We start from the raw sequence: 18990 nt of genomic DNA on the forward strand, positions 1-18990 counted from the left end.
CGGCAGCGATAACGTTTTCGTGTGACGAAAGAACTGCCGACGTTCGTGAAGCGCCCGATGCATCACCAGCGTGATCCAATCATGCGACTCGGATCTAGACAAGTGGTGGGGACGCTGGACGAGGATGTCGGTTGCCACGGTCGCGCGATCCAGCGCGAGGTCGGCGGCGGCTCTGATCGCCCGACGTAGGCATGGAGCGGTCCACGCACATCCGTGGGCTTCAAAGCGGCCTCAGGCCACCGGGTTGCGGGAAAGAACGGACGATTTTCTTTTCTATGCCGGCATCGTGAAAAACGCGGCTTGAAGAACATCAGACAAGAGATAATCCTGCCTTTGACTCGCGTCTTAAAGACTAGCTATCGTTAAGTGTCGCACTAAACGCGATGAGACGATGGTCGGTCGACATCTTTAGAGCGACGCTATCATTCTTCACCTTGATGCAGCTCCCGGGCGGGGTCTGCGGGCAGGCACAATCATTCGGATGCAGGATGTCTCACCGCCAACTTCGCCGGTCTCGCGACCGCAGAGCCGGTCCAAGGTCGCGCGGCTGAGCGACGCCCGGTCGGCGCGACAGGGCGTTCCGGCACAGGAGGCGGAGCGCACGATCCTGGCGGTCGAGGGGCTGTCGTTGGCCTTCGGTGGCACCGTCGCCTTCGCGGAGATCGATCTTTCCGTGAAGGCGCACGAGATCCACGCCGTGATCGGCCCGAACGGGGCGGGAAAATCGTCGCTGATCAACGCGATCAGCGGCCTCTACGCGCCGCAGGCCGGGCGCGTCCGGATCGGCGACGAGGCGTTCGCCCGTGTGCCAAGTGGACGGCTCGCCGCCCTCGGCGTCGCGCGGACCTTTCAGAACCTCGCCCTGTTCGCCGGCCTGAGCGTGCAGGACAATATCCTGTCGGGACTTGCCGGCGCCCGGAAGGCCGGCCTCGCCGCGCAGTTCCTCGGCTTGCCCTCGGCGCGCAGCGAGGCGCGCGCGCATCTGACCCGGGCGTCGGATGTGATCGCGCTCCTCGAACTCCAGGCGGTCGCCGAACGCCGCGCGGGCAGCCTGCCCTACGGCCTGCAGAAACGGGTGGAGCTGGCGCGTGCGCTGGTCGCACGGCCGCGCCTGCTGCTCCTCGACGAGCCGATGGCCGGCATGACCGCCACCGAGAAGGCCGAGATGAGCGGCTTCATCCGCACGGCGCGGGAGACGTACGGCACGGCGATCGTCCTGATCGAGCACGATATCGGCGTGGTGATGCGCCTGTCCGACCGGGTCACCGTGCTGGATCACGGCCGCCGCATCGCCACCGGCGCCCCGGCCGAGATCCAGGCGAACCCGCGGGTCATCGCCGCCTATCTGGGCCTGTCCGACGACGAATCCGAAGGGTTCGCCGACGAGGACGCGGCATGAACCCGGACCTCGCCTTCCTCATCGAGGTGATCGTCGGCGGCCTGCTCTCCGGCGTCATGTACGCCCTCGTCGCGATCGGCTTCGTGCTGATCTACAAGACCTCCGGCGTGCTCAACTTCGCCCAGGGGGCGATGGTGCTGTTCGCGGCGCTCACCTTCGTGAGCCTCCTGGAGCGCGGGCTGCCCTTCGCCGGCGCCCTCGCGGCGACCCTGGCAGTCATGGTCGTGCTGGGCCTCGCGATCGAGCGGGCGGTGCTGCGGCCCCTGGTGAACCAGCCGCCGATCACCCTGTTCATGGCGACCCTGGGGGTGTCCTACGTCATCGAGGGGGCAGCCCAGCTCGCCTGGGGCACGCAGGTGCATGGGCTCGATCTCGGCATCGACGACACGCCGTTCGAGATCGGCGGCGTGCTGGTCAGCCGGTTCGACCTGTTCGCCGCGGGAATCGCCGGCCTGATGGTCGCCGGCCTCACGGCCTTCTTCCGCTACACCCGGACCGGGCTCGCCTTCCGGGCGGTGGCCGACGACCCGTTCGCCGCCCTGAACACGGGCCTGCGCCTGCCGCGGATCTGGTCGGCCGTCTGGATCGCCGCCGGCCTCGTCGCCCTGGTGGCAGGTCTCCTGTGGGGCGCTCGCCTCGGCGTGCAGTTCTCCCTGTCGCTGGTGGTGCTCAAGGCCCTGCCGGTGCTGGTTCTGGGCGGATTCGACTCCATCGCCGGCGCGATCCTGGCCGGCCTGATCGTCGGCGCGGTGGAGAAGCTGTCGGAGGTCTATCTCGGGCCGTTCATCGGCGGCGGCATCGAGGGCTGGATCGCCTACGTCGCCGCGCTCGCCTTCCTGCTGGTCAGGCCCTCCGGGCTGCTCGGCCTGCGCAGCGTCGAGCGGGTGTGAGTTCATGGCCGCCACCCTGACCGTCAGCGCGCCGCGCGCCCTCCCGGCCCGCACGATTGGACTCCTGCTGCTCGTGGTTATCGCCCTCGGGATCGTCCCGCTGGTCGGCACGAGCTATCTGTACGAGGCGATCCTGACGCCGTTCCTGGCGCTGGCGCTCGCCGGCCTCGGGCTGAACCTGCTCACCGGCTATGCCGGCCTGCTCTCGCTCGGCTCCGCGGCCTTCATGGCGGTCGGCGCCTACGCCGCCTTCAACCTGTCGCTGCGCCTGCCCGTGCTGCCGCTGCCGATCACGATTTTTGCCGCCGGGCTGGTCGCGGCCCTGGCGGGCGTCGTCGCCGGCCTGCCGGCTTTGCGATTGCGCGGCTTCTACCTCGCGGTGTCGACCCTGGCCGTCCAGTTCTTCGTCGCCTGGGCGCTCAACCGCATCGGCTGGCTGTCCAACGACAGCCCGTCCGGAATCGTCACCGCGCCGCGCCTCGTCGTGGCCGGCATCTCCTTCGAGGATGCCCGCGGGCGCTACCTGTTCTCCCTCGCGGTGGTCGTGCTCCTGACCTTCGCGGCCTGGCGGCTGGTGCGCTCGCCGACCGGGCGGGATCTGGTGGCGATCCGCGATCACGAGATTGCAGCGCGGATCACCGGCGTGCGGGTGGCCCGCACCAAGCTGCTCGCCTTCGGGCTGTCCTCGTTCATCGTCGGGGTGGCGGGCGTGCTCTGGGCTTTCGCCTATCTGCGGACGCTGGAACCCGCGGGCTTCAACCTCGATCGCTCCTTCCAGATCCTGTTCATCGTCATCATCGGCGGCCTGGGCACCCTGCGCGGCGCCTTCCTGGGGGCGGGGTTCATCGTCGTCCTGCCGCTGATCCTTGCTCGGCTCGGCGCCGCGATCCTGGGCGACGGCTTCGATTCCGGCACCCTCGAAATGTGCCAGCGCATCGTGCTCGGGATCCTGATCGTCGCCGTGCTGATCCGCGAGCCGGCGGGGCTGACAGCCCTCTTCGACCGCGCCGTCAGTCGGCTTCGCGGCCGGGCGGCCTGATGTCTTTCCACCCTCGACGATTGTGAGACGACGATGCGTTCAAGAACCCCCATGCGCGCCGCCCTCCTGGCCGGCGCCGCCCTGCTCGGCCTCGCCGGGGGAGCACGCGCCGACGAGCAGCATTTCCCGCTCCAGAGCTACCGGGTCGGCCCCTACGCGGCGGGCGGCACCGGCTTCTTCGGCGGCTTCATCGACTACCTGAACCTAGTCAACAGCCGCGACGGCGGCGTGAACGGCGTCAAGCTGACTTGGAGCGAGGGCGAGACCCAGTACGAGGTCGAGCGCGGCGTCGAGGTCTACGAGCGGCTGAAATCGCGGTCGGGCATCGCCGCCTGGAATCCACTCTCCGTGGGCATCGCCTACGCGATGATCGACCGGATCACCGCCGACAAGGTGCCGCTGATCACCATCAACCACGGCCGCACCGATTCCACCGACGGGCGGGTGTTTCCCTACGTCTTCCCGCTCCTGCTCAACCCCTACAGCGAGACGAGCGGCATCGTCGCCTATCTCGGCACCCGGGCGGGCGGGCTCGACAAGCTCAAGGGCAAGACCATCGCGGTGCTCTACCACGGCTCGCCCTACGGCAAGGAGACGATCCCGATCTACGAGAAGCTCGCCAAGACCTACGGCTTCAAGGTCGAGCAGATCGAGGTGCCGCATCCGGGCAACGAGCAGCAATCGCAATGGCTCACGATCCGGCGCCTGAGGCCCGATTTCGTGGTGCTGCGCGGCTGGGGCGTGATGAACCCCGTCGCCCTGAAGACGGCGCAGAAGACTGGCTTCCCGGTCGATCACATCGTCGGCAACGTCTGGTCCAATTCGGAGGAAGACGCGATCCCCGCCGGCGACGCCGCCAAGGGCTACGTCGCGATCACCACCCAGGCGTCCGGGGCGGAATATCCGGTGATCCAGGAGATCGTGCGCAAGGTCTACGAGCCGGGGAACGGCAACCTCGCCGACAGGAAGCGCATCGGCAGCGTCTATCACAATCTCGGCGTGCTCAATGGAATCTTGAACGTCGAGGCAGTGCGGATCGCGCAAGGACGTTTCGGCAAGCGCACGCTCACGGGCGACGAGGTCCGCTGGGGCTTCGAGCATCTGCGCCTCGACGAGACCCGGGTGGCCGAGCTCGGCGCCAAGGGGCTATTCCACTCGATCAACGTCACCTGCGCCAACCACGAGGGCGAGGGCCGCGTCACCTTCCAGCAATGGGACGGCGCGAAATGGACGGTCGTGTCCGACTGGATCGCCCCGGACTGGGCCAGCCTGCGCCCGATCATCGAGGCCTCCTCCACAGCCTACGCCAAGGAGCACGGTCTGACCCCGCGCGACTGCGCTGCCGAGGAACAGGCGGAGGCCAGCGCCAAGCACGCAGCGGCGGAAAGCCGGTGACGGGAGAGCCCGGGAACGCCCTCCTGCGCGTCGAGGCGCTGGAGGCCCGCTACGGTGGTGCGGTCCGCGCGCTCGGCGGCGTCGATCTCCATGTCGGCGCGGGCGAGATCGTGGCGCTGGTCGGCGCCAACGGTGCCGGCAAGACCACCCTGTTGCGGGCCGTCTCCAACTTGCTGCCGGCCGTGCGGGGGCAGGTCACGGGTGGGCGCATCACCTACGCAGGCGCGGATGTCGGACGGAGCCGCACCGACACGCTGGTGCGCCGGGGACTCGTCGGCGTCCTGGAGGGACGCCACTGTTTCCGCGCGCTCACGGTCGAGGAGAACCTCGTGACCGGCGGCCTCGGCCGCGGGGCGTCGCGCGCGGAGCTTCGGACGGATCTGGAGCGGGTCTACACGCTATTCCCGCGGCTCCAGCAGAAGCGCGCGGTCGCGGCGGGCCTCGTGTCCGGCGGCGAGCAGCAGATGGCCGCGATCGGCCGCGCGTTGATGGGCCGACCGCGCCTCCTCGTCCTCGACGAGCCGTCGATGGGCCTTGCGCCGAAGATCGTGGAGGACATCTACCGGATCCTCACGACCCTCAACCGCGAGGCCGGGCTGACACTGCTGGTGGCCGAGCAGAATGTCAGGCTCGCCCTGCGCCACGCCCACCGGGCCGTGGTCCTGGAGAACGGCCGCAGCGTGCTCGAAGGCAGCGCCGCGGCCCTGCGCAGCCGCGACGACGTGAAGACCTTCTATCTCGGCGCCGGGGTTGCACCGCGGCCGGCGGCCCTCGCCCTAGGGTGATAGGCGGGCGGATAACCGAAGGTCCGTGCCGGCCGCTCCAGGAAACCGGGTCGCTCGATCGGCGAGACCGCGGCCTCGCGCTCGAGATCCATCACCCCTCCCCGCTCGCACCGGCGATCACGGCGCGGAAGATCCTGTCGGGAGCGAACGGCGTGGCGGTGAGCCGGGCCCCAGTAGCGTCGCGGATCGCGTTGCCGAGCGCGGCCGCCACCGGATTGTAGGGCGACTCGCTCATCGATTTCGCGCCGAGCGGCCCGACGCTGTCATGGGTGTCGGCAAACAGCACCTCGGTCTCCGGCACGTCGGCGCAAGCCGGGATGTGATAGTCGCGCAGCGCCTGTGTGACGACACGGCCGCCTGCGTCGATGGAAAAATCCTCGTAGAGGGCGGCGCCGATCGCCTGGGCGACCCCACCCTCGACCTGACCCCGGCACTGCATCGGGTTGATCACCGTCCCGGCATCAGCGGCGTGGATGCTCCGGAGAATGCGGACCTCGCCGCTCACCGGATGGACCGCTACCCGGAACGCTTGGACGTTGAACGCCACCGATCGGGGGCTGCCGTCGGCTTGACCTCGGGCCGTGAGCGGACCGATTTTTTCAAGCGCCAGCGGGCCGCTCGGCGTCGTCACCACGTCGCCCGCGAGCCGGCAGCCATTCGGCTCCACGCCGGACAGCTCCGCGGCGCGCTCGCGGATCAACGCCGCCAGCGTCTCGGCCGCGCGCAGCACCGCGAGACCGGCCACCACGGTGCCGGTGCTGCCGTAGGCGCCGGTATCGTGGCCAACCGTATCGGTGTCCGCGCCCGCGACGTCGACGTGATCCGGCGCGATGCCGAGCGCCGAGGCGGCGATCTGGCGATGGACCGTGGTGGTGCCGTTGCCGAACTCGGCGGTGCCGACCCGCACGGTGACGCGGCCGTCCGGATCCAGGCTCACCTGCGCCTCGGCGTGGTGGCCGCGGGGCGGGATCGTGTCGATCATGGCCATCGCCATGCCGGTCCCCGCGCGCCAGCCGGACTCGGCTTCCGGCCCCGGATCGGTTTTCAGGGCCCGCTCAACGAGGTCGAGGCATTGGTCGAGCCCGTAGCTGCCGTACACCACGTCGTGCGGCTCCAAGCTGTTCGACACCATCGGGTCGCCCGGCCGCACGGCGTTGATCCGGCGCAGATCGAACGGGTCGATGCCGAGGGATCGCGCGACCTCGTCGAGGGCCGATTCCAGCGCGAAGATCGTCTGGCTCAGGCCGTAGCCCCGGAAGGCGCCGGCCGGCACGGTGTTGGTGTAGACGGCGTAGCCGTTGACCCGCTTGTTCGGGCAGGCATAGACGGCCAGCACCTCGTTGCAGCCGTGGTGGATCACGCCACCGGCGTGGTTGCCGTAGGCGCCGGTCTCCGAGAGCACGTCGAGGCTGATCGCCGTGAGCCGCCCATCCCGGCGGGCGCCGACCTTCACGGCGACCCGCATCGGGTGGCGGGTGGTGGTGGCGGTGAACTGCTCCTGGCGGGTCAGCTCCCACATTACCGGGCGGCCGGTGCGCAGGATTGCGAGTGCCACGAGATCCTCGGTGAGCATCTCCTGCTTGCCGCCGAAACCGCCGCCGACCCGGTTGCAAACCACGCGCACGGCGTCGCGTTCGAGGCCGAACAGGTCGCACAGGGCATCGCGGGTCAGGAACGGCACCTGGCTGCTGGTCCGGAGCGTGAGGCGCCCGTCCGGGTCGCGCCAGCCGACGCAGCCATGGGTCTCCAGGGCGACGTGTTGGACCCGCTGCGACCGGAAGGTTTTTTCGTAGACCAGATCGGCCTCGGCGAAACCCGCCTCGACACCGCCGACCTCACCGTGGACTTCCGCAGCCAGGTTCGGGTGGCGCGTCAGCGGCGGCGCATCTTTGCCCGGCCGGTCGACCGGATCGTGGACTTTTGGCGCGCCGGCGGCGAGGGCCCGATCCGGGTCGAGGAGCGCCGGGCGGACCTCGTAGGTGACGCGCAGCGCCCGGCAGCCCGCCTCCGCGGCCGCGACGGAGTCCGCGACCACCGCGGCGACCCGCTGGCCGACGAAGCGCAGGATCGGATCGAGCACCCGCGTGTCGGCCGCGTCGTCGCGCGGATCCTGGTGGCGGCCGGTGGAGAACCGGCCCTGCGGTGACTCCGCATGGGTCAGGACCGCGACGACGCCGGGAACGGCATAGGCGTCGGCGGTGTCGATCGCCACGATGCGGGCATGGGCGTGGGGCGAGCGCAGCACCTTGAGATGGAGCGCGTCGGCCGGCGGCGCATCCAGGGTGAAGCGGGCGCGCCCGGTCACCACCTGGGGGGCGGCCGGGGCGGGCAGGTTCCGGCCGATCGGATCGCCGCCCTCGGCGGTGTCGCGATGGGCGATCCCCGCGATGGCGTCCCGGATGGCGCGGTAGCCGGTGCAGCGGCAGAGATTGCCCTTCAGGGCGGCGCCGAGATCCCGCTGCTGGGCTTGATTCAGCGCGGCGGCGGTCATGATCATGCCCGGCGTACAGAACCCGCACTGGAAACCTTGGGCCGCCAGGAAGGCCGTCTGCACCGGATGCAGCGTGTCGGGTGCCGGATCCCCCGGCCGGCAACCGCCGCCGAGCCCCTCGATGGTGGTGACGCTGCGCCCCTCGGCCCGGAACGCCGGGAGCAGGCAGCTATGCACGGGCTCGCCGTCGAGATGGATCGTGCAGGCGCCGCAATCACCGGCGTCGCAGCCCTTCTTCACGCCGAACCAGCCGGCCTCGCGCAGATAGGTGCGCAGGCATTGGCCGGGGCGCGGCGCGCCATCGTGCACGTGGCCGTTGATCGTGAGCTTCATGCCGACGCCTCATCCGCCAGCGTGGCGCGGATCTCTTCGGCGAGGTGCCGGGTCATGTGTTGGCGCCAGTCCGGCGTTCCGTGCACGTCGTCGTAATAGAGCTCGTCCGGGATCGCCTCGGCGAGCGCCCGCTTGAGGGCTTCGCGATCCGGCACAGCCGCGAAGGCGAGGCGGAGGGGCCAACGGATCGAAGCCGTGACGGTGAGCGCGAAGGCGCCGGCCGAATCGCGCGTGCCGATCAGCAGCGCTCCGGAGCGGCCATTCGGGCTCAGGCTGATGCGCCGGAAGGCGGTGCGGCGGGTCAGAGCGGCAGCCGGCAGGACCAGGCTCCGCAGGATCTCCCCCGGGCGAAGCGCATTCCGCTGCGGCCCGAGGACGAAGTCCGTCACCGGCAGATGCCGCTCGCCCCCATCCGGCGCCCAGATCGTGCAGGTCGCCTCCAGGGCCGCGGCCAGGGCGGTCATCGGCCCGGCCGGCAGGGCCATGCACAGGTTGCCGCCGACCGTGGCGACGTTCCAGATCTTGAACGATCCGAGCAGGGCCCGGCAGCATTGCCCGACCAGCGGGGCGGCGATCCAGTCCGGCGGCAATTCGAGCCTGTCGAGTTGGGCGATGGTGCAGGTCGCGGCCAGCGTCAGGCCCTCTGCCGTGATCGTGTGGGGCGTCCAGCCGAGCGCCGTCAGATCGACCAGCCGGCGCGTCCCGGGCTGCGGCTCCGAGAACAGCCAGGTCCCGCCGGCGAGGCAAGCATCGCCATCCCGCCAATCCGGCAGGTCGGCCCGGCCCCGGGGCCGGAGGACGGTCTCGATCGTGTTGAGGTCCACCGGTCCTCCATGGCCTCCCTTCGACAGGATACCGCTCTGCCTAGCAATATGCCTGCCGGACAAGCACGACGTGCCGATCGACCTGAAGTCGTTCGGGCTGGCGAAGCCGGGCACGGTCTTCCTGCCCACCGACGAGCCGCGCGGCCGCATCGAAGCGACGATCGGCCCGCGACTGAGCGCGTTTTTTTTAGGGCCGTGCCGGCCCGGCAGGAGTTTTCCGCGACTTGAGCGGGGATCCGCGTAGGCCACGCGCCGAGCGACGGTCGCTCGGCGGCATCATGGCGTTGGATCGCCGCGCGGGTCGCTCGGTCGAATGCCGTCGATGGCGCCGCAGTTCAGCGCTTCCGCGATCGAGCGGGCCGGATCGTCGCGCTGCTGCGCGGGCAAGCATTCCGGAGGCTGCCCGCGTCAAATTCTCGTGACCACAGCCGCCCATTACCGTGCGAAATGCCGGCGATCAGTGCGCGTCCACGTTGTAGCACCCCGCGATCCCGTGCAGGACAATCAAGCGCATCAGGTCCAGACGCGCCAATCTCGGACGAGGCATACCACGGTGCCGGAGACGCGGGGCGTATTCCCGACCTGTCTGAGAGCGCCCGGGACCTCGCGGTCTGCGAATATCACTCATCGAACGCGATGGGACCGGAATTAGGCATCCATGGATCGGAATGTGGCTTGCATGAAGGGGATTTCATTTCCCCCTCGGCCTTCGTCGATCGACATCGTGCGATAAGAATACAAGACAAAGCCCTGCAACCCCTGCGTGCGAAGACGGATCTGTGCTCGGTTATGGTCCGACCGAAATCCGATATGTCGCAGTTTATGCCCGGTTCGTTGATTTAACTCTCAATCAAGACCCTACGGTTACTGCCGACGGAGGGCGGTCGAACCCGCGGCATGCGAGCCACCGACCTGAGGCAGGGCAGCGCAACCACGCGCCGTGCATCGGCCCCGTTGCATCTGGAGAACACGATGTTCAATCGCCTGACGGGCGGACGGGGCCATCGGGCGAAGCTGGCGGCCTTGAGCCGTTCCCTCGCCACGATCGAATTCGCCCCGGATGGCACGATCCTGGACGCCAACGCGAATTTTCTGGCCGTGATGGGCTACACGCTCGCCGAGATCCGCGGTCGCCATCACAGCCTGTTCGTCGACCCGGCGGAGCGCGAGGATGAGGCCTACCGGCTGTTCTGGGATGGACTGCGGCGCGGCGCGTTCCAGACGGCCGAGTACAAGCGCATCGGCAAGGACGGGCGTGAGGTCTGGATCCAGGCGACCTACAACCCGGTGCTCGATCGGGCCGGCAAGCCGACCACAATCGTCAAGTTCGCCACCGACATCACAGCCCAGAAGCTGCGCGCCCTCGATCTCGACGGGCAGATCGCCGCCCTGCACCATTCGCAGGCTGTGATCGCCTTCACCCTCGACGGGACGATCCTGAGCGCCAACGCGAATTTTCTCGACGCGGTCGGGTACAGGCTCGACGAGATCGTGGGCCGCCACCACGGCCTGTTCGTGACCGAGGCGGAGCGGTCCAGCGAAGCCTATCGCGCCTTCTGGGCGGCGCTGGCACGCGGCGAGTTCCAGTCCGCCGAGTATCGGCGGATCGGGAAGGACGGCCGCGAGGTCTGGATTCAGGCGACCTATAACCCGATCAGCGATGGCAGCGGCCGCCCCATCAAGGTGGTCAAGTTCGCCACCGACATCACCGCGCAGGTCCGCGAGCGCCAGCGCCGGGCCGTGGCCCGACAAGCGATCGACACGGATCTCGATGCGATCGGGCAAGCCGTCGAGGACGTCATGCGCCAGACCGGCACGGCGGCCGATACGGCCAGCCGGGTGTCCATCGATATCCAGGCTATGGCGTCGGGGGCGGAGCAGCTCTCGATCTCGGTGAGCGAGATCAGCCAGCAGGTGAGCCACGCCGCGTCGATCGCTGGCCAGGCCGTGACGCAGACCCAGCACACCGGCGGCATCGTGGCCGGGCTGAGCGATCAGGCCACCCAGATCGGCGACGTGGTCGGGCTCATCGCCGGCATTGCGGCCCAGACGAACCTGCTGGCGCTCAATGCGACCATCGAGGCGGCGCGGGCGGGGGAGGCCGGCCGCGGCTTCGCGGTGGTCGCCTCGGAGGTGAAGGCCCTGGCCGAGCAGACGGGCCGAGCCACCGACCAGATCCGCGGCCAGATCGCCGCGACCCAGTCGGCCACGCGGGAGGCCGTTAGCGCGATCGATACCATCCGGGGTACGATCCGGACGCTGAACGAGGTCTCCTCGACCATTGCCGCGGCCGTGGAGGAGCAATCAGCGGTGACCCGCGAGATGTCCGGCAGCATGCAGACCGCCTCCCACGGCGTCTCGACCATCGCGGCCGGCATGGACACGATCGCCCGGGCCAGCGAGCAGGTCGACCGTGCGACGCGCCAGGTGCGGGAGGCCTCGCGGGCATTGGGGTGAGAGTTTTGGCGAAGTGGCCGGGGGCGCTTGGCGCGGGGCTGATACGTGCTGCGCCGTGTGATCCGCTGACATCGCCGGAAGGGGCCGGAACGGCCCTAAACCCTTGATTGGACGCGCTCGCTTACGCCGAACCGGTATCTACTTCGGCGGCGAGCGCTCTGGCGAGAAACGACGGTCAATTCATTCGGACGATCTGGTTCGAAGCGGAGTCGGCCGGGTCTCGGTTTGTCGTTATCTTGGAGCCGTAGAACAGGGCGGGATCGTCTGCCTTGTAACCGTCCGAAGCTTCGCTTCTCGGTCGGCCTGAACGAACAGCCACCCGGCCCCAGACGTGTAAACCCCGCGCGGCCGATTTGCGTAATGCTGAGCGATGCAGTTCAGCACGCCCGCTAGCTTCCTAACCCTATTGCCTGGGCCCATATCGGCCATGAACTGTTATCGAGACAAATTTTTTGTCGATGCGTCATGCCAGGCCTCTGAAGCATAGTAATATTGTACTCTCCGGGCAAACGACTTAATTAATTTAGTATTACATGCATAAAATTCCGAAAGTTTTAGATAAAATAATATTTGCTTAGTTGCAGAACCTGAAGAGTCATGAAAAAAATTATGACTATGACCTTTGCGAAAGTCGCAATGCCACGGTACAAGTCGGAGGCACGAACACCTTGTTTTGCACATCGTTGCGTCGAGAAGTCTTTCACAGATGACTCCTTCCGGTCAAAAAATATGCCTGTCGATGATCGTCAAGAACGAGGCGCCGGTTATTCGACGCTGCCTCGATTCTGTGCGTCCGATTATTGATCATTGGATCATCGTCGACACCGGCTCCACCGACGGAACGCAGGACATCATTCGTGCCGCCATGGCCGATCTGCCGGGCACCCTTGTGGAACGGCCCTGGGTCGATTTCGCCCATAACCGCACCGAAGCCCTGGATCTCGCTCGACCGCACGGTGATTACACCCTCGTTAACGATGCGGACGATGAGTTGGTCGTCCCGGCTGACTTCGTCATGCTAAATCTCGATGCTCCCGGATATAATCTCCAAATCCATGATAACACGATGCGGTATCAGCGCACGCAATTGTTCAAAAGCGCTCTGCCTTGGCATTACCGGGGTGTCTTGCACGAATTTGCGGAATGCAAAGACCTGGTTTGGACCAGCACGCTGCCAATCACGATGCATCGAGGTCATGACGGCGCGCGTCGTCTTGATAAAAAAACTTTCGCGCGAGATGCAGAAATTCTCGAGAAGGCTCTCACGACAGAGAGGGATCCATTTCTGGTTTCGCGATATACGTTTTATCTTGCTCAGAGCTATCGTGATTGTCAGGAGCGCCACAAGGCAATCCATAATTATTTGAAGCGCACGGAATTGGGGTTTTGGACGGAAGAAATTTATATAAGTTTTATGAACGCGGCGTTGCTTATGGAAGAAATCGACGAACCATTTGAAAAAATCTTATCGACTTTCGAAAAGGCCATTGCAGTCAATCCGAGGCGGGTTGAGGCTCGGTTCCACGTCAGTCAGTATTGCCAAAGCAAAAAACGTTATGTCGAAGGGTATTATTATGCTGAAGCTGGCATCTCTTTGACGCTTCCGGCGGATGGGCTTTTTCTGGAGCCATGGATGTATGCGTACGGTATACAAGATACATTTGCCGTGCACGCTATCAGTACAGGCCAGTACAGAGCCTGCGTTTCCGCGTGTCTCGCTGTTCTCGGCTGTCCAGATTTTCCAGCGAAGGATCGGCCGCACCGCGTTGGGCTGGCTCGAAAGGCGCTCACGAAGATGGTTGATCCGGCTTGGGGCGCAAATCACTCAGCTTATGTCGCAGTATACAGTCCGGATTGGCAATTTTCCTGACTTTATCGGTGTGTAGGTCGTGTCTGGGTCAAATCGAGTGGTTCTGAGCCGGAGATAATCGCGTTTCGAGCATCGCTGGAACGTGAATGCTTGAGGCATCGAATGTGGCGGATTTGCCTGTCTACGTCTCGGAGGGGTGCGAGTCGAAGTTAGATCGACCACCTTTCCGTGACATCGGCCTTCCACCTCATATCGAAGCCCTCGCGCTCGGGTACAAGTTTTTATAACAAACTCTGACATCACTTCCGATTCCGGCTGTAGGCAATATATATAAAATCGCTGTGCGGTTGATGATCTTTATTGGTCCATCGATTGACTTAGGTGGACGCGATCGGATCATGCTGCCGTCGACGATTGCGAACCGCCGTGGTCGCATAGCGGCATCACGGCATGGGTGAGCAGGATCTGCACATCGACCAACCAGCTTTTAAGAAAAACGCCCCGCGCTTGCCGATGTTGACCGCAGCTTTACGAGCATCGTCTTTGGCTTCGCCTGCCGTCTAATCGCTCCGACTGCCCTGCAGGACGGCAGACGCAGTGCCTGAGCGCTCCCGTCATCCTTCCGTGTCGTTCCGTGTGCCGCGCACATCGCGCGACGACCGAAGCGCCTATCTCCCGTCCGAGACCTGTCCCTGCTCCCGCACGCCGATCAAGCGACGGATCTGCCCTGCGGCGGGACCTTTATTTGGGAGCACATTTCCGGCGCGCGATACTAATCTGCCTCCGTCCCCGATGCAGATCGACACAGCTGTCGGATGGAGGGTCGAGTGATCGTCTACGCACGCAAAGCCATCGCGGCGTCGTCTTGGGCGCGGTGTTGTCGGTTCGATGAACCGACACCGACACGCACCCCCACACCGGAGACGACCGACGATGCGCACGCACACCACTCTGAAGTCCACCACGCCTCATAATCGGGCAGCCCCTCAAGGGATCTTGTTCTTCGAGTCCGCGCTTGATGAGGCTCCGGCCGGCGATCTGCCGCGTTATCACGCGCATGGGCGTGCGGCCCTGGCGAATGCCCTCGACGAAGGGCTGATGGCCGACGAGGTCGAGCAGATCCTCGACGGGCGGAAGATTATCGACGCCTTCCCGGTCTGGCGGGGCGAGAGCCCGACGGATTACGCGGCGCGGGCCGTGGCCGAGATGTTCGTCGCCTACCTGCAATAAGCCTTCCGCTTTCGCCGAACGCAATCATCCCAAAACTCGCATCCCAAGAACTCGGCTGCCGCCTCGGTGGACGCCGCGGAGCATCTTTGCCCGCGGCGTGTCCCGCGCGCAGCAGCATGGGCTGGAATCTCTCGCCATGCCGACGATGGAAATGCCCGGGTGGGATCGCCCGGCGAAGGCGGCTCTGCGCGCCCTTGTGATTGGGATCACCGGCTTCGCCGCGATCTCGCCCCTGGCGGAAGTGACAGCCTCCGTGCCCGTACCGGCTTTCGCCTCGCAATCCGATGGTGCTGGCGGAGAACCGTCCGAGGTGGCGGCGCGGGTGGCCCTCGGTCCGGGCGGTCGGGATATCCGGCTGGCCGGCGATCTCACCGAGGGCGTGGCGACCCGCGTGGCGGCCCTGCTGGCGGCCAACCCGGGGGTGGAGCGCCTCCATCTGACCAGCGATGGCGGCTTGGTCGAGGAGGCAGTGGCCATTGGAGCGCTGGTCGCCGAGCGGGGTCTCGCCACCTATGTGCCGGATGCCTGCGCCTCGGCCTGCACCCTCGTCTTCGTGCGCGGACGGGCGCGTTATCTGGCCACCGGCGCGCAACTCGGCTTCCACGCTCCCTACGAGTTGGGACCGGGCGGTCGGATCGAGGCGGTCGATCCCGGCGCCGAGCGCGCGGCGTATCTCGCGGCCGGCCTGACGCCGGATTTCGTGGCGCGGACCATGACGGTGGCGCCCGAGGATATCTGGATCCCCGAGCCGGAGCGGCTGCGCAAGGCGGGCGTCGTGACCGAGATGGTCGGGAGCGACCGCTTTCCCGATTCGACCCTCGATTCCGATCCGAGCCCACAGGCGGCCCGAGCGGAAGTCCTGCGTAATCTCCCGATCCTGGCTGCGGCGGATCCCGCTGCGGTCGACGAGGCCGCCGCGTGGTATCGAGACGGGTATCTGGCCGGCCGCACGGAGGCGGAGGCCATCGCGGGTTTGCACCAGCGGGCCGCGGCCGAATTGCGCCGGCAGTTCCGCGCGGCCGACGACGCAACGATTCGTGCCTTGGGACGCGTCGTTCTCACGACCATCACGGCGGCCGAAGCCTGCGCCGCAATCGCAGAGGGCGACCTCGTCACGCTCGACGAGGTGCTCAGGCATGCGCAGCCGGGTAGCCCTGGACTGGCGCCGCTCCTCGTGCGGCGTTCGCCCGAACACGGGAGCGCCGCGGGTGTCGACGCGAAGCCGAACCGCACGGCATGGCCGGAACACCGCCTTGTTCCGCCGGTCTGCGCGGGGCCACTGGCGGCCGTCCGCCGCGCTCTCGCGCGCGCGCCGCATGAAGCTGCGCTGGCCTTGCGGACGATCCTACTGGGTGATCCGCCGGCCACGATCGCCAGCGCCGCGCTTCCCTAACGGGATCCAACGTCACGGAGCAGCCGCGACTGCCGCCTGGCGACGGACCGGTCCTACCCCCCCTCCCCGCAATCCTGCACGCGAGACACCGATGGCATCGACGACACGCCGCACCGTCCTGGTCGGAGCGCTGGCCCTGGCGGCCGGCGGCGCGAGGGCGGCGAGTGCCCTGCGGGTGGTGGCCTCCTCGGTGCCGCACGCGGAGATCCTGGAATTTGTCACGCGCAGGCTGGCGCCTGATTTTCCCCTGAAGCTCATCGAAACGAGCGGCGAGATCCGCCCGAACGCGCTGCTGCGCGACGGCGATGCCGACGCGAACTTTTTTCAGCACGTTCCGTTCCTGCACTCGGAAGAGGCGCAACTCCGAGTCACATTCGCGGTGGTGGCGGCCGTGCATATCGAGCCGCTCGGGATCTATTCCCGTCAGGTCAAGACTCTGGCCGAGGTGCCGCCGGGGGCGAGCGTCGCCCTGCCGAACAACGTCACGAATTTTACCCGTGGCCTGAAGCTTCTTCAGGAGAGCGGGCTGATCCGGCTGCGCCCGGGCGGTGACGGCAGCTTTGCGACCGTGCAGGACATCGCCGAGAATCCGAAGGGCCTCCGCTTCATCGAAGTTCTGTCGGCGCAGTTGCCCCGATCCCTTGACGATGTCGCCCTCGCGGTCATCAACGGCAACTACGCGCTCGAATTCGGCCTGGTCCCGGCTCGGGATGCGCTCGCTCTCGAGCGCGCCGAAGGCAATCCCTACGCGAATGTCCTGGTGACCACGCAGGCCTTGGCGAAGGATGCGCGGATCCTGCGCCTCGCCGCCCTGCTGACGTCCGCAGAGGTCGCCGGTTTCATTCGCGATCGGTATCGCGGTTCGGTGATTCCCGTGCGGGCCGTCTGATCGGATCATCGGTGCGGGGCGATCCCGGCTTCGCCTCCATCCGTTCGGGACAGGGGCTGCATCGATCCAGCTTGCGTCACCAACGACTGGTCCGCGCCGGTCCGCCGATTGCGTGTGCTGCTTTCGCGCGATGAATGTAAGTATAGGAAACACAGATATTTCTCGAGGCATATAAGCATGTCTATCGATATGGAATGATGAAAAATCAGTCCTCAAATCGAATGCGCCATGATAAATTATTGACTAATTAATGAGGATATGCTAGAAAATAAATACAAATATCTTCGGGTTTTCATATGGGCGCCAGTTCATTACAGCCAAAAAATGCGTCGTCTATAAATTTACGTTCCATCATCATCGGGTCGTCGGTCGCTCTGTTCGTCATATCGGCGGCCATAGGAATATTTTCTGTATTCCGCATCGGTATGATCAATGACGTGAGCCGGTCGATCTCCGGAGAGATCAAGGCGGTCACGATCCTCGGGCGCATGAAGGAATTGAGCCAGGAGCTTCGGGCCCTGGATGTCCTGGCCCACAATGCCCATTCGGAGGACGAGCGCCGCCGCTATCTGACGGATGCCGTTAGGGTCCAGGAGGCGTTCTCCGCGGCCTGGAGCGCCTACGCGCCGACCATCGCGGGGCCCGACGAGCAGCAACTGGCGCTTCGGTTGCGCGAGGCCTGGCAGCACTTTTTGGCCGTGGAGGCCGAGGCGACCGCGCTGGACCGGGCCGGCGAGCGCGAGCTGGCCGATACGGTGTTCGCCGAGCCGTTCCAGACCGACGCCGTGGCCTTCACGCAAGCCGTGGATTCCGTCCTGGTCCACCGGCAGGCGCGCGCCTTCGAGCAGACGGCGGCAGCCGATTCGGTCGGGGCGACATCGCGGCTGGCGGTGCTGGCAGCCTTGGTGATCGCGGCTTTCCTGACCCTGGCGATCAGCTGGTTCATCGTCCGCCGGGTGGCCGCGCCGATCGCGACGATCACCCGGGTGATGGCGCGCCTCGCCGAGAACGATCTCGCCGTCGCGATCCCCGGGGGCGACCGGGCCGACGAGATCGGCGCCATCGCGGGCGCCGTGCAGGTGTTCAAGGAGAACATGCTGCACGCCAAATTCCTGGAGGATGAGGCCGCCCGGGTTCGCCGGGAGGCGGAGCAGCAGCGCAAGGTTGTGCTGCGGGACATGGCCGAGCGATTCGAGGAGACGGTCGGCGGGATCGTCGGCACAGTCGCCTCCGCGGTAACGCAGCTCCAGGGAACGGCGCATCAGATGAGCGAGGCCGCCGGGCAGACGGCCAGCCAATCGACAACGGTCGCAGCGGCTGCCGAGCAGGCCGAATCCAACGTGCGGATGATCGCGGCCGCCGCCGACGAGCTCGGCGCGTCGGTTCAGGAGGTCGGGCGCCAGGCCGAACTTTCCGCCACGATCGCCAACGGAGCGGCTGCGGAGGCGGCCCAGACCATCGCGTTCGTGCAGGTGCTCAGCGGTGCGGCGGACCGGATCGGCGACGTGGTCAGGCTGATCTCCAAGATCGCGGCGCAGACCAACCTGCTCGCCCTCAACGCCGCCATTGAAGCGGCGCGGGCGGGCGATGCCGGCCGCGGCTTCGCGGTGGTCGCGGCCGAGGTCAAGCAACTGGCCGGCGAAGCGAAGCGCGCCACCGACGACATCGCCGGCCATGTCTCGGTCATCAAGGCATCCACGTCCGACGCCGTCGCGGCGATCGAGGGGATCGCCACGCGGGTCAAGGACATGAGCGGGGCTGCCGCCTCGATCGCCGCGGCCGTCGAGGAACAGGGCGCTGCAACTCAGGACATCCTGGCCAACATCGCGCAGGCCGCCACAGGCACCGGCGCGGTGACGGCGAACATCACCACGGTCGCCGGCACGGCGGAGCATACCGGCGCTGCGGCGGATCGGATGCTGACCTCGGCCAGCGCCCTGTCGCAGGATGCCGCGCGCCTGGGTGACGAGGTCCAGCGGTTCCTGAACAGCATCCGGGCGGCCTGATGCGGTCTTTCCGCCGGGTCGGGGCCGGTCGGGCCGCGGCCCGGGGCCA

At 66.7% G+C, this 18990-nt stretch carries 14 protein-coding genes; 12 read left to right on the plus strand and 2 right to left on the minus strand.

The features are described from left to right. The first annotated feature begins 481 nt into the window (after positions 1-481). From MKL20_RS07670 to MKL20_RS07690, 5 genes are read left to right on the plus strand one after another with little or no spacing between them, the layout of a single operon-like run. The gene (locus MKL20_RS07670) at positions 482-1399 is read left to right on the plus strand and encodes an ABC transporter ATP-binding protein (protein WP_244036174.1); all 918 of its coding nucleotides are present in this window, start codon (positions 482-484) and stop codon (positions 1397-1399) included. Next, positions 1396-2289, plus strand: coding sequence for a branched-chain amino acid ABC transporter permease (locus tag MKL20_RS07675; RefSeq protein ID WP_244036175.1), 894 nt, complete (start codon positions 1396-1398; stop codon positions 2287-2289). The genes MKL20_RS07670 and MKL20_RS07675 overlap by 4 nt, the downstream gene beginning before the upstream one ends. A gap of 4 nt (positions 2290-2293) precedes the next feature. Next, positions 2294-3328 (plus strand): branched-chain amino acid ABC transporter permease, encoded by a 1035-nt coding sequence (locus MKL20_RS07680; RefSeq protein ID WP_244036176.1) that lies wholly within the window; start codon positions 2294-2296, stop codon positions 3326-3328. 51 nt (positions 3329-3379) lie between these two features. Continuing rightward, positions 3380-4723: an ABC transporter substrate-binding protein gene (locus MKL20_RS07685; RefSeq protein WP_244036177.1), complete on the plus strand. Its 1344-nt coding sequence runs from the start codon at positions 3380-3382 to the stop codon at positions 4721-4723. Next, positions 4720-5508 (plus strand): ABC transporter ATP-binding protein, encoded by a 789-nt coding sequence (locus tag MKL20_RS07690; RefSeq protein WP_244036178.1) that lies wholly within the window; start codon positions 4720-4722, stop codon positions 5506-5508. Before MKL20_RS07685 ends, MKL20_RS07690 begins: the two co-directional genes overlap by 4 nt. Before the next feature lie 91 nt (positions 5509-5599). On the opposite strand, the gene MKL20_RS07695 is transcribed toward MKL20_RS07690, so the two are convergent. Then, positions 5600-8332 carry a molybdopterin-dependent oxidoreductase gene (locus MKL20_RS07695; protein ID WP_244036179.1) on the minus strand — a complete coding sequence of 911 codons (2733 nt, stop codon included), beginning with the start codon at positions 8330-8332 and terminating at the stop codon, positions 5600-5602. Next, positions 8329-9156, minus strand: a complete 828-nt coding sequence (locus MKL20_RS07700) for an FAD binding domain-containing protein (RefSeq protein WP_244036180.1) — start codon at positions 9154-9156, stop codon at positions 8329-8331. The genes MKL20_RS07695 and MKL20_RS07700 overlap by 4 nt, the downstream gene beginning before the upstream one ends. A gap of 70 nt (positions 9157-9226) precedes the next feature. Between MKL20_RS07700 and MKL20_RS07705 the strand changes: the two genes are divergently transcribed. From MKL20_RS07705 to MKL20_RS07735, 7 genes are all read left to right on the plus strand, one after another. Next, positions 9227-9400 carry a hypothetical protein gene (locus MKL20_RS07705; RefSeq protein WP_244036181.1) on the plus strand — a complete coding sequence of 58 codons (174 nt, stop codon included), beginning with the start codon at positions 9227-9229 and terminating at the stop codon, positions 9398-9400. 728 nt (positions 9401-10128) lie between these two features. Continuing rightward, positions 10129-11613 (plus strand): PAS domain S-box protein, encoded by a 1485-nt coding sequence (locus MKL20_RS07710; RefSeq protein WP_244036182.1) that lies wholly within the window; start codon positions 10129-10131, stop codon positions 11611-11613. A 739-nt stretch (positions 11614-12352) separates the two neighbouring features. Further along, entirely contained in the window at positions 12353-13483 is a 1131-nt protein-coding gene (locus MKL20_RS07715) for a glycosyltransferase (protein ID WP_244036183.1), read from the plus strand. Between the two features lie 873 nt (positions 13484-14356). After that, positions 14357-14653 carry a hypothetical protein gene (locus MKL20_RS07720; RefSeq protein ID WP_244036184.1) on the plus strand — a complete coding sequence of 99 codons (297 nt, stop codon included), beginning with the start codon at positions 14357-14359 and terminating at the stop codon, positions 14651-14653. Between the two features lie 136 nt (positions 14654-14789). Further along, the gene (locus MKL20_RS07725; protein WP_244036185.1) at positions 14790-16046 is read left to right on the plus strand and encodes a hypothetical protein; all 1257 of its coding nucleotides are present in this window, start codon (positions 14790-14792) and stop codon (positions 16044-16046) included. A 91-nt stretch (positions 16047-16137) separates the two neighbouring features. Beyond that, positions 16138-16935 carry a MetQ/NlpA family ABC transporter substrate-binding protein gene (locus tag MKL20_RS07730; RefSeq protein WP_244036186.1) on the plus strand — a complete coding sequence of 266 codons (798 nt, stop codon included), beginning with the start codon at positions 16138-16140 and terminating at the stop codon, positions 16933-16935. A gap of 296 nt (positions 16936-17231) precedes the next feature. Then, the gene (locus MKL20_RS07735; RefSeq protein ID WP_244036187.1) at positions 17232-18941 is read left to right on the plus strand and encodes a methyl-accepting chemotaxis protein; all 1710 of its coding nucleotides are present in this window, start codon (positions 17232-17234) and stop codon (positions 18939-18941) included. The last annotated feature ends 49 nt before the right edge of the window (positions 18942-18990 follow it).

Source organism: Methylobacterium sp. E-066 (assembly GCF_022829635.1).
GTDB lineage: Bacteria > Pseudomonadota > Alphaproteobacteria > Rhizobiales > Beijerinckiaceae > Methylobacterium.

What these genes read in the sequence shown, in the direction of transcription:
- MKL20_RS07730 (WP_244036186.1), top strand. Translation starts at nt 16,138, where the DNA reads ATGGCATCGACGACACGCCGCACCGTCCTGGTCGGAGCGCTGGCCCTG.
- MKL20_RS07725 (WP_244036185.1), top strand. Translation starts at nt 14,790, where the DNA reads ATGCCGACGATGGAAATGCCCGGGTGGGATCGCCCGGCGAAGGCGGCT.
- MKL20_RS07735 (WP_244036187.1), top strand. Translation starts at nt 17,232, where the DNA reads ATGGGCGCCAGTTCATTACAGCCAAAAAATGCGTCGTCTATAAATTTA.
- MKL20_RS07685 (WP_244036177.1), top strand. Translation starts at nt 3,380, where the DNA reads ATGCGCGCCGCCCTCCTGGCCGGCGCCGCCCTGCTCGGCCTCGCCGGG.
- MKL20_RS07710 (WP_244036182.1), top strand. Translation starts at nt 10,129, where the DNA reads ATGTTCAATCGCCTGACGGGCGGACGGGGCCATCGGGCGAAGCTGGCG.
- MKL20_RS07670 (WP_244036174.1), top strand. Translation starts at nt 482, where the DNA reads ATGCAGGATGTCTCACCGCCAACTTCGCCGGTCTCGCGACCGCAGAGC.
- MKL20_RS07680 (WP_244036176.1), top strand. Translation starts at nt 2,294, where the DNA reads ATGGCCGCCACCCTGACCGTCAGCGCGCCGCGCGCCCTCCCGGCCCGC.
- MKL20_RS07695 (WP_244036179.1), bottom strand. Translation starts at nt 8,332, where the DNA reads ATGAAGCTCACGATCAACGGCCACGTGCACGATGGCGCGCCGCGCCCC.
- MKL20_RS07675 (WP_244036175.1), top strand. Translation starts at nt 1,396, where the DNA reads ATGAACCCGGACCTCGCCTTCCTCATCGAGGTGATCGTCGGCGGCCTG.
- MKL20_RS07715 (WP_244036183.1), top strand. Translation starts at nt 12,353, where the DNA reads ATGATCGTCAAGAACGAGGCGCCGGTTATTCGACGCTGCCTCGATTCT.
- MKL20_RS07720 (WP_244036184.1), top strand. Translation starts at nt 14,357, where the DNA reads ATGCGCACGCACACCACTCTGAAGTCCACCACGCCTCATAATCGGGCA.